This is a genomic window from Kitasatospora saccharophila (genome assembly GCF_039529925.1).
Classification (GTDB): Bacteria; Actinomycetota; Actinomycetes; order Streptomycetales; family Streptomycetaceae; genus Kitasatospora; species Kitasatospora saccharophila.
Map to the genome: position 1 here is coordinate 85,200 of NZ_BAAANS010000019.1, position 13,559 is coordinate 98,758.

A 13,559-nucleotide genomic window follows, 5' to 3' on the forward strand; every position below is an offset into this window, starting at 1 on the left:
GGGCTTCACCGGCGCGGGAGCCGGGCCCCGGCCGGGAGCACCGTGTACGGCAGCGGGTCGAAGCCGTTGAAGCCCTGCGTCAGGTAGCTGACCGCGTAGGCGCCGCTGGACAGGATCCACACCGGGTCGCCGGAGGCCACCGCCCGGGGCACCGGCACCCGGCCGGTCGCGTACCCGTGCGGGAACGCGTCGTCGCTGTCGCAGGTCGGGCCCGCGACCACGGCCGGGACGCACTCCGGGGCCGGGTGGGTCGGGAAGACCAGCCGGTACTGCAACTGGTCCATCTCGTACAGCCCGTTGTACTTGCCGCAGCCCAGGTAGAGCCAGTGCTCCCGCTCGCCGTCCGGCTGCTGGCGGTCCGTCAGCCGGTAGACCCGGGTGCGGATCGCGCCCTGGTCGGCGACCAGGTGGCGGCCGGGTTCCAGCACGAAGTCGAGGTCGCCGCCGTGCAGTCGGCGCAGCCCGTCGAGGCCCTGCCGGACGGTCCGGAAGATCTCGGCGAGCGGCGGTTCCAGGGCGGTGCCGTGCCGGTCCACGTACCCCAGGGCGGGCAGGCCGCCGCCGAGGTTGACGTGGTCGGGCCTGATCCCGCGCCGCCGGAGCTCCACCAGCACCTCGCCGATCAGCTCGAAGGCCGCCGTCCACGCCTTGGCGGTCAGCTGCTGCGAGCCGACGTGCACCGAGAGCCCGGCCGGGGTCAGCCCGGCCGCCCGGGCAGCCGTCAGCACCTCGACGGCGTCCGCCGGGGAGCAGCCGAACTTGCGGCTCAGGCCCCAGAGCGCGCCCTCGCCGCTGGTCGCGATCCGGCAGAACACCCGGGCGCCCGGGGCGTGTTCGGCGATCGCGGCGACGTCCGGGAGGCTGTCGGTGGCGAAGTCCCGGACGCCCAGGCGGTACGCCTCGGCGATGCCCTGGTCAGACTTGACGGTGTTGCCGAAGTGCACCCGGTCGACCGGCACGCCGGTGCGGAGCGCCTGGACGATCTCGTTCGGGCTGGCGGCGTCGAAGCCGGCGCCGAGCGCGGCCAAGCCGGCCAGCACCTCGTCCACCGGGCACGCCTTCAGCGCGAACCGGACGTCGACGCCCGGGAGTTCGTCCAGCAGCGCGGTGTAGGCGCGGGCGATGCCGGCCAGGTCGTAGAAGATCCGGTCGTCGGTGGCCCCGGCCAGCGCGGAGCGCAGCGCGGGGCTGAGGGCGCCGGGGGAGCGGGTGTCGTCGGCGCGGGAGCCGGGTTCGGCGGTCAGGTTCACCGGTGCCGGTCCTCGCGGTGCGGGGTCACCGTGGTCGGGTGCTTCACCACTTCCCGTACGGCGTCGCGCAGTTGGTCGCGGTGCGGTTGCAGGGCGCGGTCCAGCGCGGGGGCGAACGGCAGCACGGTGCCGTCCGGCCGGGTGATCCGCCGGGGCGGGGCGACCAGGCGCATGCCCTCGGCGGCGGTGGCCAGCACCTCGGCGCCGATGCCGCAGCTGCGGTTGGAGTCGTCGATGACGACCAGCCGCCCGGTGCGTTCCAGCGAGGCGGCCAGCGCCGTCCAGTCGAAGGGGTACAGGGTGCGCGGGTCGAACACCTCGACGGAGACCTCGGGGGCGAGTTCCGCCGCGACGGCCAGCGCGTCGTGCACCAGGTGGCCGACGGCGACCACGGTGACGTCGGTGCCGGCGCGGTGGATCCGGGCCTCGCCGAGCGGGACCGGCGCCAGCTCCCAGGTGACGGTCTCCCGCACCGGCAGCGCGGCCGCCGGGGCGAACACCACCACCGGGTCCGGGTCGGCGATCGCCGAGCGCAGCAGCCCGTAGGCGTCGGTGGGCGTGGCCGGGACGACGGTCTTCACCCCGGCGTGCGCGAACAGGCCGTAGGGGTGGTCGGAGTGCTGTCCGGCCCAGCCGTCCCGGGAGCCGGAGCCCGGCACCAGGCAGGTCAGCGGGACGCCGGCCTGGCCGCCGGTCATCAGCGAGAACTTGTGTGCCTGGTTGACGAGTTGCTCGAAGACCAGGAACAGCAGCGAGGGGATCTGGAACTCGATCACCGGCCGCCGCCCGGTCAGCGCGGCGCCGATCGCCATCGAGGTGAACGCCTGCTCGGAGAGCGGGGTGTCGACGATCCGGCCGGGACCGAAGCGGTCGAGCAGGTTGAGGGTGGGGCCGGCCAGGCCGGCGCCGATGTCCTCGCCGAACACGCAGACCGCCGGGTCCGCGGCGAGGGCGTCGGCGAGCGCCCGGTTGAGCGCCTTGGTGTAGGAGAGCCTCATCCGCCGTACCCCGCCCTCGGACGCAGCCCGTCGGCGTACAGGTGGTCCAACGCCCTTTCCGGTGCCGGGTGTTCGGAGGCGAGGGCGAACTCCCTTGCGGCGTCCAGCTGTTCCTGCACCGAGGCGTCCAACTGCCCGGCCAGGCCGGGCGGCAGGAGGGCGGCGGCGCGCGGCAGCGGGTCGAGGGTGCGCCGGTCGGCGACCTCCTCGGGGGTGCGGTAGCGCAGTTTCATCAGCCGTTCCATGGTGTGGTGGCCCTCGAAGCGGTAGGTGTGGCACTCCAGGAAGCCGGGACCGCCGCCGTGCGCCGCCCGCTCGACGGCCTCGGCGGCCGCCGCGCGGACCGCCTCGGTGTCCATCCCGTCCACCTCGGCGGCCGGGATCCCGAAGGCGGCGGCCCGGCCGGTGGCGCTGCCCGCCACCGCGGTGGCGGCGGGCAGCGTGGTCGCGTACCCGTTGTTCTCGCAGACGAACAGCACCGGCAGCCGCCACATCGCGGCCAGGTTGAAGGACTCCAGCAGGACGCCCTGGTTGAGCGCGCCGTCGCCGAAGAAGGCGACCGCGACCCGGTCCTCGCCGGCCTGCCGGGCCGACCAGGCCGCGCCGACCGCGATCGCGCCGCCCGCGCCGACCATGCCGTTGGCGCCCAGGATGCCCAGCGAGAAGTCCGCGGCGTGCATCGAGCCGCCCCGGCCCTTGTTCAACCCGCCGGTGCGGCCCAGGAGTTCGGCCAGCAGCCGGTCCGGGGCGGCACCCCGGGCGAGCACGTGGCCGTGGCCCCGGTGGGTGGAGGTGATCCGGTCCTGCGGGCGCAGCGCCGCGCAGACGCCGACCGCCACCGCCTCCTGCCCGATGTACGGGTGGATGCCGCCGGTGATCTCCCCGGACCGCACCAGGCCGAGCGCGAGCTCCTCGAAGCCGCGGATCAGCCGCAGCATCCGGTACCGCCCGGCGGGGGAGTCCAGGTCGGCGGGGGCGTGCTGGGTCACCGGGCTCCCCGCCAGATCACCGGGCAGAACTCGGGGTCGGCGTAGTCGGGGCGGCCGTCGGCGGTGCGCCGGACCAGCACGTCGTGGTTGTAGGAGGCGGGGGAGCCGTCCGGGCGGGTGGCGGGCCGGTACTCGTTGGCGCCGTCCTGCAGGTGCAGCGAGATCGCCCGGCGCGGAACGTCGGCCAGGTTGGCGCCGCTGCCGTGGTAGGTCCGGCAGTGGTGGAAGCTGACGTGCCCCTTCGGGATGACCACCGGGACCTTGCGGACCTCGGCGCCGTTGTGGGCGGCGTTGGCGGCCAGGATCGACTCCAGTTCGGAGCGGTCGCGCTGGGCGAAGTGCCGGGTGGCGTCCTCCCGGGAGGGCAGTTCCTCCCAGCGGTTGCTGCCGTCGACCATGGTGATGGTGCCCATCTCCACCCCGCAGTCGTGGAACGGGATGAACGCGGTCAGCATCTCCTCCGAGGAGGAGGTGTGCCAGTAGTGCTTGTCGAAGTGCCACGGCACCTGGTTGGAGGGCTCCTCGGGCACCGGCGGCTTGAGGATCAGGGTCGACTGGAAGATCCGGATCTCCTCGGCCCCGGCGAGCACCGCGGCGACCGCGCCGACCAGCGGCTTGCGCAGGATCGCGGCGATCGCGTCGCTCTCGTAGTGCACGTAGTCGTTGTGCCGTTGCACCGGCCCGTGCGCGGGCTCCCAGGCGGCCAGCCGTGGCGGCCGGACGGGCAGGGTGCGGTCCCGGTGGCCCTCGTAGTAGTCGTCGGTGGCGGCCCGGAGGGTGTCGACCTCCTGGTCGGTGAACAGCTTCCCGGAGAGGTACCAGCCGTGCTCGCGGTAGCCGGCCACCTCCTCGGGGGTGGGCAGCAGGGCGGTCTCGGCCTCGGTCAGGACGAACGCGGGGGCGGTGGTCACGGGGCGTGCCTCCTCGGCGGGGTGGTCGGGGCGGTCGGGGCGGTCGGGCTGGGTCAGGCGGAGGCGGTGGCGGTGGCGCGCTGGCGCTCGACGGCCTCGTAGAGGGCCTTGATGTTGGCGGTGCCGAAGGTGCCCGCGCCCTGGCGCTCGATCACCTCCAGGAAGAAGGTCCGCCGGGGGTGGGTGGAGCGGGCGAAGATCTGGAACAGCTGGCCGCCGTGGTCCTGGTCGACCAGGACGTTCAGCTCGCGCAGCGTCTCCACCGGGATCGCGGTGCCGCCGAGCCGCTCGGCCAGGCCGTCGTAGTAGGCGCCCGGGGTGCTGAGGAACTCGACGCCGTGCGCGCTCGCGGTGCGGACCGCGGTGGCGATGTCATCGGTGCGGAAGGCCAGGTGCTGGACGCCCGCGCCGTCGTGGTCGGCCAGGAAGGTGTCGATCTGCCCGGCCCGGCGGCCGGTGTCCGGCTCGATCAGGGTGAAGGTGACGTCCCCGGAGGGGCTCTGCACCACGCTGGAGTCCATCGCCTGCTCGCCGACCGCGATGTACTCGCCGAAGATCCGGTGCATGCCGAGCGCGGCCTCGCAGAACAGCACGGCCCGCGCCAGCTCCCCGGCGGGGACGCACACCGCGACGTGGTCGAGGGCGTCCAGCAGTTCACCGCCGGCGGACTCCGGGGCGTCCGGCAGCGGGACGAAGCGCAGCGCGGTGTCGCCGAACCCGGCGATCAGCGCGCCGTCCCGGTCCAGCACCTCGGCGCCGTGCCGCTCGGCGCGCTCCAGCGCGGCCGCCGGGTCGGCGCAGCCGAGCGCCAGCACGGCCACGCCCTCGCCGTGCCGCTCGACGTAGCGGGCCACCGGGTGGTCGGTGTTCTCGCTGGAGTGCAGCCGCATCCGGATGCTGCCCTGGTGGAGGTGGACGGCCCGGACCCCGGGCTTCCACGCCGGCTGCTCGGCGTCGCGCCGGAAGCCGAAGCCGGTCTGCAGTTCGGTGGCGGTCCGCGCGGCGTCCGCGCAGTGGTACTCGACATGGGTGATCGTCTGGATCGACAACGTGACTCCCTGAAAGCGGAGTGGAGAGCGGAGTGGCCGGCCGGGGCGAACGGGCCGTCCGGTCGGCCTACTTGGCGGTGCGGGTGGGCGTCGGTCCGAAGACCAGGCTGGTGTTGTGGCCGCCGAACGCGAACGCGTTGCTGAGCGCGGCCCGCAGCCGGACCGGCCGGGCGGCGCCGCGGACGTGGTCCAGGTCGCAGGCCGGGTCGGGCTCGTCCAGGTTGAGGGTCGGCGGGAGCAGGCCGCGGGCCACCGCCAGCGCGGTCACGGCGGCCTCCACCGCCCCGGCCGCGCCCAGCAGGTGGCCGGTGGCGCCCTTGGTGGAGCTGACGGCGGGCCGGTGCGCGCCGAACACGGCGTTCAGCGCGGCCGATTCGGCGAGGTCGCCGAGCTTGGTGCCGGTGCCGTGCGCGTTGACGTAGCCGATGTCGGCGGCGGCCAGCCCGGCGTTGGCCAGGGCGGCGCGCATCGCGTCGGCGGCGCCCGAGCCGTCCGGGCGCGGCATGGTCGGGTGGTGGGCGTCGGTGCTGGAGCCCCAGCCGACCAGTTCGGCGTACCCGGCCGCGCCGCGGGCCTCGGCGTGCTCGACGCTCTCCAGCACCAGCACGGCGCTGCCGTCGCCCAGCACGAAGCCGTTGCGGCGGGCGTCGAACGGCCGGGACGCCTGCGCCGGATCGTCCCAACCCTGGGACAGCGCACGGGCGTTGGTGAAGGCCGAGACGATCGTCGGGTGCAGCGAGGCGTCCGTCCCGCCGCACACCACCACGTCCGCGTCACCGGCCCGGATCAGCCGCAGCCCCTCGGCCACCGCCTGAGCGCCGGCCGCGCAGGCCGTCACGATCGCGGTGCTGAAGCCCCGGATGCCGTGCTTGATCGCGATCCGGGCGGTCGCCATGTTGGAGAGCATCCCGGGCAGCAGGTACGGGCTGACGCCGGGACGGCCGCGCTCCTGGCGGCGGCGCGCCTGCTCCTCGTAGGTCTCCAGGCCACCGCCGCCGGTGCCCAGCACCACGGCGGTGCGCCGGGCGTCGGCGTCCCGGCCGACCACCAGCGCGGCGTCGGCCAGTGCGGCGTCCGCGGCGGCCATCGCCAGCAGCGCGAAGCGGTCCACGCAGCGGGTCTCGGTCGGCGGCAGCACCTCCCGGCCGTCGACGTGCGGGGCGATCCCGGCGGCGGGCAGCCAGCCGTGCGCCACGTGGCCCTCGGGGACGGCGGTGATGCCGCTGCGCCCGGAGGTCAGCGCCTCGAAGACCTCGCCGGGTTCGCGGCCGAGCGAGGTGACCATCCCGATGCCGGTGACGACGGCGCCCGGCCGTCCGGCCCGGGTCACCGGGCCCCCGCCGAGGTCATCGCGGCGAGGTGGCGCTCGCGCAGCAGCACCTTGCGGACCTTGCCGGTCGGGCCGAGCGGGAGGTCCTCGTCGCCGACCACCAGGACCGAGCGGACGGTGGCGGCGGTGGGCCCGTCGAGCGCCGCCAGCACCTCGGCGGTGCGGTCGGCGTCCCGGTCGGCGCCGTCCGCGAGGATCAGCAGCACGTCGGTGACCACCCGCTCGCCGTCCCGGAAGGAGACCACGGTGCAGTCCTGCACGCCGGGGACGTCGGCCAGCACCCGCTCCTCGGACATCGCGGTGTACAGCCGCCGCCCGTCGCCCAGGTCGACCGCGTCGACCAGCCGGTCGACGTGGTAGTAGTAGCCGTCCTCGTCCCGGTACATCAGGTCGCCGGTGAGGAAGCGGCCGCGCAGCCGGGTCCGGTAGGTGGTGACCGAGTCGTTCCAGTAGCCGGGCGCCAACGTCGGTGAGGCGGTGGCGAGTTCGCCGACCTCGCCCGGGCCGAGCGGCGCGCCGTCCGGGCCGACCACCTCGCAGTCCACGAAGGTGTGCGGGCGGCCCACGCAGCGGCCGTACTTCTCGGTGCCGGGGGCGTGGGTGATGTGGAAGTGCGAGTGGCCCATCTCGGTGGAGCCCAGGCCGTCGACGAACACCGAGCCCGCCAGCCGGCCGCGGCCCTCGCGGGTGACGGTCTCGCGCGAGCCCTGCGCGATCAGCCGGCGGATGTGCGCCTCGTGCGCGCAGTCGCCGGTGTTCCACCACAGGCCGACCGAGGACAGGTCGCGGGCGGCGAGGTCCTGCCGGGCCAGGTCGGCCCAGGTGGTGGCGAAGCCGAACACGCTCTGCGGCCGCCAGCCCTCGATCGCGTCCAGCACGGCCGGGCCGGTCTGCCGGGAGATCAGGTGCAGCCGGGAGTCGAAGCTGAGCGCCAGGTTGAGCGTGATCAGCGTCGCGGCGTGCGCGGCCGGCAGCGCGCTGAGCACCCGGTCGATGCCCTGCGGGCGGGGCAGCGCGGCGCGGTGCCGGATCGACGCGTACAGGCTGGCGTGCGAGTGCACCACCGCCTTGGGCATCCCGGTGGTGCCGGAGGAGTGGGTGATCGCGATCGGGTCGTCCGCGTGGTGCCGGTACGGGGCGGGCGCCGCGTCCGGGTCGGCGGAGCCGAGGTCGGCGGCGTCGGCGAGCACCGGGGCCGCCGGGTCGTGCCCGGCCAGTTCGGCCCGGTGCGCGGGGTCGGTGAGGATGCCGACGGCGCCGAGCCGGGCGATGTAGCGGGCCGCGCGCTCGCCCTCGACCCCGGGGTTGAGCAGCGCCGGGATCGCGCCGAGCCGGGCCAGCGCCAGGAAGGACAGCACCTGGTCGGCGGCGGCGGTCGCGTACACCACCACCGCGTCCCGCTCGCCGACCCCGAGGGCGTGCAGCGCGGCGGCCCGGGCCCGCACCGCGCGGTCGAGCTCGCGCAGGGTCAGTGCCTGCCCGGCCGGGCGGCCGTCCACCGGGGTGTCGAAGGACAGCAGCGGGACGTCGAGACCGAGGCCCAGGGCGATCCTGCTGGTCAGCACGTTCCCGGCGCCGACGTCCGGGTCGTTCGCCAGGAGGCTGCGGATACTGCGGATGCTCACGGTGTGGATCCCTCCCACGGACCACGGCGCTGGCCGTGCGGGTGCGGTGCGGCGTCCGGGGACGCGTACGGACGGGCGGTCGGAAAGGCGGGCGGTCGGAAAGACGCGCGGAAAGCGGGACGGTCGGAAAGCGGGACGGTCGGGAAGGCGGGCGGTCGGGAAGGCGGGGTGCGCGCGGTCAGCCGGCGGTGACCAGGACGGCGGTGGCGTGGCCGGTGCCCCCGGCCGCACCGGGCTCCCCGGCGGGCCGTTCGGTTCGCTCCGCCAACTCGGCGGTGATCACCAGGACCTGGTCGGCGTCGCCGTCGGCCAGCAGCAGGGCGGCCGACTCCAGTGCGTCCGGCGGGAGTTCACCGGGAGCGGCGGCCTCCAACGGGCTGATCGCGACGACCGGGCCGGTCAGCTGCCAGCGGGCGGCGACGTGCCCGAGGACGGCGTTCGGGTTGGACTGGAAGAACAGCAGCGGCGGCATCCGGTGCCCCGCGGCGGCGGTGTCGATGGCCAGTGCGGTGGCGCGGTCGCCCCCGGCGCTGGCCAGCAGCAGGCCGGTGCGGCGCGGCTCCCCGGATTCCCCGGATTCCCCGGGGCCGCTGGGTGCTCCGGGCGCTCCGGGTTCGCCGTAGTGGGCGGCCAGGCAGCGCTCGGCGACGGCCGCGACCAGCGGGTTGAAGATCGAGGCGGCGAAGCCGGGCAGCGGGGGCGGTGGTTCGCCGGGCGGCCAGTGCGCGGCGGCCAGGGTGCGCAGCGGGCTCACGCGGCGGCCACCAGGAGCGCGGTGTTGGCGCCGCCGAACGCCGAGTTGAGGCTCAGCGCGCAGCGCGGCCGGGTGCCCGGAAGGTCGGCCGCTCGGCCCCCCGCCGAGTTCTCCCCCCGGTCCTCCGTCCGGCCCTCCGCCGAGTCCTCCGTCCGGTCGTCCGTCCGGTCGTCCGTCCGGTCGTCCGTCCGGCCCTCCGGCAGGACGAGGTGCAGTTCGACCTCCGGGTCCGGCCCCAGCCAGCCGGCGTTGACCGGCAGTCCTCCGCCGCCCAACGCACCGATGGTGACGGCGAGTTCGAGCAGCGCGGAGGCTTCCAGGGCGTGCCCGTGGACGGACTTGCTGGAGCTCACCGGGAGGGTGGCCAGGGCCGCGCCGAACACCTCGCGCAGCGCCCGTGCCTCCGCCAGGTCGGACATCGGCGAACCGGTGCCGTTGGCGTTGACGTAGTCCACCCCGGCCGGGACGACCCCGGCCCGGGCCAGTGCGGACCGGACGGCCCGGGCCACGCCCGCGCCGTCGGGCCGCGGGCGGCAGACGTGGTGGGCGTCCCCGGAACGGCCCCAGCCGGCCAGCCGGGCCAGCGGGCGGGCGCCGCGCGCGGCGGCGGCGTCCGCCGCCTCGACCACCACGGCCACCGCGGCGTCCCCGAGCAGGGTGCCGCTGCGCCCGGCGCTGAACGGTCGCAGTGCGCCGTCGCGGGCCAGGGCCCGGCCCGCGTCGAAGGCCGCGAAGACGCCCGGCTCCACCAGGTGTCCGGCCGCGACCACCACCCGGGGGTACCGGCCGGAGCCGACCAGGACGGCGGCGTCGGCCACCGCGGTGGCGGCCGCCACGCAGGCGCCGGTGTAGACCCGGTGCACCCCGGCCAGGCCGAGCGCGGCGGCGCCCTCCGACACCCGCCGGGCCACCTCGCGGGTCTGCAGGTCGCTGTGCAGGGCGAGCAACAGCGGTGCGCCGGGCGGGAGTTCGGCCTGTCGGCCGGCGTCGGCGACGGCGCCGAGCACCGCGTCGGCGAGCGGCGGCGGGTCGGCCAGCAGGGCCGCCCGCCGGGTGCCGCGCCGACCGACGTCGAAGCGGGTCACCTCGGCGAAGCCGGTCCCGCCCCGGGTGGCGGCGGCCGCCAGCGGGGCGAGACCGGGGCCGAAGGCGCTGAGCACCCCGAGGCCGGTGAACACCGGCCGGTCGGCCGGCGGTGCGCTGGAACTCATGACCGGGCGACCCCACCGGAGACGGCGGCGGCGTCGGGGGCGGCATCGGCGTCGGCGCCGGGCGCGGCCGGGGCGGTGGCCAGGACGGCGGCGCGCAGCACCGCGACGGCGTCGTCCACCGTGCGGACGGCCGCGAACTGCTCGTCCGAGAGTTCCAGCTCGATGCCGTAGCGCTGTTCGAACTCGGCGGTCAGCCAGGTGAGTTCGAGCGAGCCGAGGGTGTCGGGCACCTGCTCCGCGGCCCGCTGCCCGAACGCCGCGAGCATCGCCACCACGGCGGCCCGGTCCGGCAGCACGGTGCTGCTCACGCGGCGGTTCCGGCGGTGGTGGTGGCGATCCGGCCGGCCACGTCGGCGGTGAACTGGTCGAGGGTCATCAGCGCGGTGGTCTCCATCTCGTCCAGGTCGAACTTGATCCCGAACTCGTCCTCGACCTGGACCGAGAGCTCGGCGAGCGCCAGCGATTCGAGGTCGAGCCCGGCCGGGCCGAGGTCGGTGTCGCCGGTGATCCCGTCGACGTCGTAGTTCATCCCGGCGAGTGCCGCGATGACGAACTCCTGGATGCGCTCCTGCATGGTGGTGCTCCTCGTGCTGGTCGGGGGTTCGGTACGGGTGTGCGGTCGGTCAGCGGTCGGCAGGCCGGCGGTCAGCGGCCGGCGGCGGCGCGCAGCGCGGCGCTGTCGCGGACGAGCTTGCCGGTGGCGGTGCGGGGCAGCGCCGGGAGGAAGGTGAGCTGCCGGGGCCGCTTGAAGGCGGCCAGCTCGCGGGCCAGCGCCGCCCGGACGGCATCGGCATCGGCGGTGGCGTCGGCATTGGCGCCAGCGGCGGCGCCCTCGGTGGCCAGGTACGCCTCGATGGCGCCGTCCGCGAAGACCACCACGGCCTCGCGGACCTCCGGCAGGGCCGCGAGGGTGTGCTCGACCTCGTTGAGGTCGACCTTGAGGCCGCCGATCGAGACCTGCGAGTCGCGCCGGCCGAGCACGGTGACCCGGCCGGTCACCGGGTCGACCCGCCCGGCGTCCCTGGTGTGCAGGCGGCCGTCCGACCAGCGGGTGGGGTCGGTGAGGCCCGGGTAGGGGGAGGCGGCCATCGCGATGTGCAGTTCGCCGCCGTCCTCGCGCAGGTCCATGCCGTGCACGGGCACCACCTCGGGGTGCCCGGTGCCGTCGAGGTCGGTGGCGATGACGCCGAGCTCGGTCATCCCGTACATGGTGCCCAGCGGCACGCCGTAGCGGGCGGTGAAGGCGGCGGGCAGCCCGGGCCGGACCAGTTCGCCGGCCACGATCATCCGGCGCAGCTGCGGCAGCGGCGGCGGGTCGGCCGCGCCGGCCAGCAGCTCGGCGTGGAACGGGACGCCGATCACGGTGGTCGGCCGGTCGTCCTCGCCGATCGCGGCCAGGACGCCCGCCGTGGTCATCCGGGCGGGCACGGTCAGTGGCACCCGGGCGTGCAGGCTGTTGAGCAGCCCGCCGACCAGGCCGAGCACGTGCACCACCGAGGAGAGCAGGACGACCCGCTCGCCGGCCTTCGGGAACGCCTCCAGCCGTGCGTAGCAGTCGAGTTCGCGCAGCAGGTCGGCGGCGGTGCGGGCGATCACCTTGGCCGGGCCGGTCGAGCCCGAGCTCAGCTGGACCAGGGCGTGGCCGGTCGCGGCCGGGCGGCCGTCCGGCCGCGCCACCGGCACCGGGTCGGTCTCGGCGAAGCCGCGCATCGCGGCCGCGGGGCCGTGCGCCGACTCCACCAGCACCTGGGGGGCCAGCCGTTCGACGGCGAGCGCCACCTCGTGGTCGGTGAGGCGGTGGTCCAGCAGGACGGCCTGGGCGCCCAGTTGCCAGCAGGCCAGCAGCGCGGCGGTGTAGCCGAGCGAGGGCGCCAGCCGCAGGGCGGCCGTGCCGCCGCGGGAGAGGCCCGCGGCGGTGAGCCGGCCGGCCTGCTCGGCGACCAGGGCGCGCAGCGCGGCGCGGTCCACGGGGGTGCCGAAGCGCAGGCACTCCTGGTCGTCCGGGCCGGCCAGCAGGAAGCGGTCCACCCAGTCGTCCGGGGCCTGGGCAGGCGGGAGGGAAGGTGCGAAAGAGCCGGTCAACGCCACTCCACGAAGGGGAGGTCGGATGGTCGTGCGGTCGCAACCGAGGGGTCGGTTCGACTTCCTGACGATGGCACAGGCGATCGAACCGAAGCAAGGTCTAGACCATTGAGCGCGCGGCCTCCTACGCTGCCGGGCCGGAGCGGGCCCGAGCGCGGCCTGCCCGGAAAGGCAACCCCGTGGGACCACTCGAACTGGCCGACTTCGAACGCGCGGCCCGGGGCCGGCTCCCCGCCGAGCTCTGGGACTTCGTCCAGGGCGGCAGCGGCGCCGAACGCACCCTCGCCGCCAACCGGGACGCGTACGCACGGCACCGGCTGCGCCCGCGCACCATGGTCGACGTCTCCGCCACCGACCAGGGCCTCACTCTGCTCGGCAGCCCGCTGAGCACCCCCGTCGGCATCGCGCCGATGGCCTACCACCGGCTGTTCCACCCCGAGGGCGAGGTCGCCACCGCCCGCGCGGCCGGACGCGCCGGGGCGCTCATGGTCGCCGGGATCTTCGCCAGCCGCACCCTGGAATCCATCGCGGAGGCCGCCACCGGCCCGCTCTGGCTCCAGCTCTACTGGCTGCGCCACCGCGACGCGCTGGCCGCCGTGGTCGAACGCGCCGAAGCCGCCGGCTACCGCGCCCTGGTGCTGACCGTGGACGCCCCCCGGATCGGCCGCCGGCTGCGCGACGCCCGCAACGGCTTCGCGATCCCCGCGCACGTCCGCGCCGTCAACCTCGACCCGGCCCTGATGGCCGCCAGCCACCGCGCGGACGAAGGGAGTTCGGGCCTCGCCGACCACGCCCGGGAGCAGTTCGACCCCACCCTGACCTGGTCCGACCTGGCCTGGCTGCGCGAACGCAGCAGCCTGCCGATCGTCCTCAAGGGCATCCTCACCGCCGAGGACGCCCGGCTCGCCGCCGAGCACGGCGTCGACGCCGTCGTGGTCTCCAACCACGGCGGCCGCCAGCTCGACGGTGCCCCGGCGTCCCTCGACGCGCTGCCCGAAGTGGCCGCCGCGGTACCGCCGAGCCTGCCCGTCCTCCTGGACGGCGGTGTCCGGACGGGCACGGATGTTGCCCTCGCGGTCGCCCTCGGCGCCCGGGCCGTCCTGATCGGCCGCCCGGTGCTGTGGGGCCTGGCCGTCGACGGCGAGCACGGCGTCGCCCGGGTCCTCGACCTGTTGAAGGCCGAACTCGACGACACCCTCGCCCTGTTGGGCCGCCCCCGACTGACAGACCTCGACCGCACGGTGGTTGACGGGTAGTCACCTCCCCGGGGCCGCCCGCGCCCCGTATCCTCGTGCGCGCCACCACGCTCCCGCGCCACCGCCGTACGCCAGGACCCGCACCGACCCGCCGCCGCCCGGCG

Annotated in this window: 13 protein-coding genes; 1 reads left to right on the plus strand and 12 read right to left on the minus strand. The window is 75.8% G+C overall.

Annotated elements, in window-relative coordinates:
* Positions 1-5 precede the first annotated feature (5 nt).
* The 12 genes from ABD345_RS16035 to ABD345_RS16090 all read right to left on the minus strand — a co-directional run bounded on the left by ABD345_RS16035 (position 6) and on the right by ABD345_RS16090 (position 12,205).
* Positions 6-1,250 (minus strand): type III PLP-dependent enzyme domain-containing protein, encoded by a 1,245-nt coding sequence (locus tag ABD345_RS16035; protein ID WP_425556829.1) that lies wholly within the window; start codon positions 1,248-1,250, stop codon positions 6-8.
* A complete protein-coding gene (locus tag ABD345_RS16040) occupies positions 1,247-2,248 on the minus strand; it encodes an alpha-ketoacid dehydrogenase subunit beta (RefSeq protein WP_344552790.1) in 1,002 nt (333 codons plus the stop codon). Before ABD345_RS16040 ends, ABD345_RS16035 begins: the two co-directional genes overlap by 4 nt.
* Positions 2,245-3,237 carry a thiamine pyrophosphate-dependent dehydrogenase E1 component subunit alpha gene (locus tag ABD345_RS16045; protein ID WP_344552791.1) on the minus strand — a complete coding sequence of 331 codons (993 nt, stop codon included), beginning with the start codon at positions 3,235-3,237 and terminating at the stop codon, positions 2,245-2,247. Before ABD345_RS16045 ends, ABD345_RS16040 begins: the two co-directional genes overlap by 4 nt.
* Positions 3,234-4,148 (minus strand): phytanoyl-CoA dioxygenase family protein, encoded by a 915-nt coding sequence (locus tag ABD345_RS16050; RefSeq protein WP_344552792.1) that lies wholly within the window; start codon positions 4,146-4,148, stop codon positions 3,234-3,236. The genes ABD345_RS16045 and ABD345_RS16050 overlap by 4 nt, the downstream gene beginning before the upstream one ends.
* A gap of 53 nt (positions 4,149-4,201) precedes the next feature.
* A complete protein-coding gene (gene hppD, locus ABD345_RS16055; RefSeq protein ID WP_344552793.1) occupies positions 4,202-5,197 on the minus strand; it encodes a 4-hydroxyphenylpyruvate dioxygenase in 996 nt (331 codons plus the stop codon).
* A 67-nt stretch (positions 5,198-5,264) separates the two neighbouring features.
* The gene (locus ABD345_RS16060; protein WP_344552794.1) at positions 5,265-6,527 is read right to left on the minus strand and encodes a beta-ketoacyl-[acyl-carrier-protein] synthase family protein; all 1,263 of its coding nucleotides are present in this window, start codon (positions 6,525-6,527) and stop codon (positions 5,265-5,267) included.
* On the minus strand, positions 6,524-8,152 hold the full coding sequence (locus ABD345_RS16065) for a class I adenylate-forming enzyme family protein (RefSeq protein ID WP_344552796.1): 1,629 nt from the start codon (positions 8,150-8,152) through the stop codon (positions 6,524-6,526). Before ABD345_RS16065 ends, ABD345_RS16060 begins: the two co-directional genes overlap by 4 nt.
* 178 nt (positions 8,153-8,330) lie before the next feature.
* Complete coding sequence (locus tag ABD345_RS16070) at positions 8,331-8,906, minus strand: hypothetical protein (protein ID WP_344552797.1); 576 nt, start codon at positions 8,904-8,906, stop codon at positions 8,331-8,333.
* The gene (locus ABD345_RS16075; RefSeq protein ID WP_344552798.1) at positions 8,903-10,117 is read right to left on the minus strand and encodes a beta-ketoacyl synthase N-terminal-like domain-containing protein; all 1,215 of its coding nucleotides are present in this window, start codon (positions 10,115-10,117) and stop codon (positions 8,903-8,905) included. The genes ABD345_RS16070 and ABD345_RS16075 overlap by 4 nt, the downstream gene beginning before the upstream one ends.
* Complete coding sequence (locus ABD345_RS16080) at positions 10,114-10,425, minus strand: acyl carrier protein (RefSeq protein WP_344552799.1); 312 nt, start codon at positions 10,423-10,425, stop codon at positions 10,114-10,116. Before ABD345_RS16080 ends, ABD345_RS16075 begins: the two co-directional genes overlap by 4 nt.
* Positions 10,422-10,691, minus strand: coding sequence for an acyl carrier protein (locus ABD345_RS16085; RefSeq protein WP_344552801.1), 270 nt, complete (start codon positions 10,689-10,691; stop codon positions 10,422-10,424). The genes ABD345_RS16080 and ABD345_RS16085 overlap by 4 nt, the downstream gene beginning before the upstream one ends.
* A 71-nt stretch (positions 10,692-10,762) precedes the next feature.
* Positions 10,763-12,205 carry a class I adenylate-forming enzyme family protein gene (locus tag ABD345_RS16090; RefSeq protein WP_344552802.1) on the minus strand — a complete coding sequence of 481 codons (1,443 nt, stop codon included), beginning with the start codon at positions 12,203-12,205 and terminating at the stop codon, positions 10,763-10,765.
* Between the two features lie 173 nt (positions 12,206-12,378).
* Here ABD345_RS16090 and ABD345_RS16095 point away from each other — a divergent pair, with 173 nt between their 5' ends.
* Entirely contained in the window at positions 12,379-13,455 is a 1,077-nt protein-coding gene (locus tag ABD345_RS16095; RefSeq protein WP_344552803.1) for an alpha-hydroxy acid oxidase, read from the plus strand.
* The last annotated feature ends 104 nt before the right edge of the window (positions 13,456-13,559 follow it).

Excerpts from the sequence above, each read along its gene's own strand:
- ABD345_RS16040 (WP_344552790.1), bottom strand. The coding sequence starts at position 2,248 with ATGAGGCTCTCCTACACCAAGGCGCTCAACCGGGCGCTCGCCGACGCC.
- ABD345_RS16075 (WP_344552798.1), bottom strand. The coding sequence starts at position 10,117 with ATGAGTTCCAGCGCACCGCCGGCCGACCGGCCGGTGTTCACCGGCCTC.
- ABD345_RS16085 (WP_344552801.1), bottom strand. The coding sequence starts at position 10,691 with ATGCAGGAGCGCATCCAGGAGTTCGTCATCGCGGCACTCGCCGGGATG.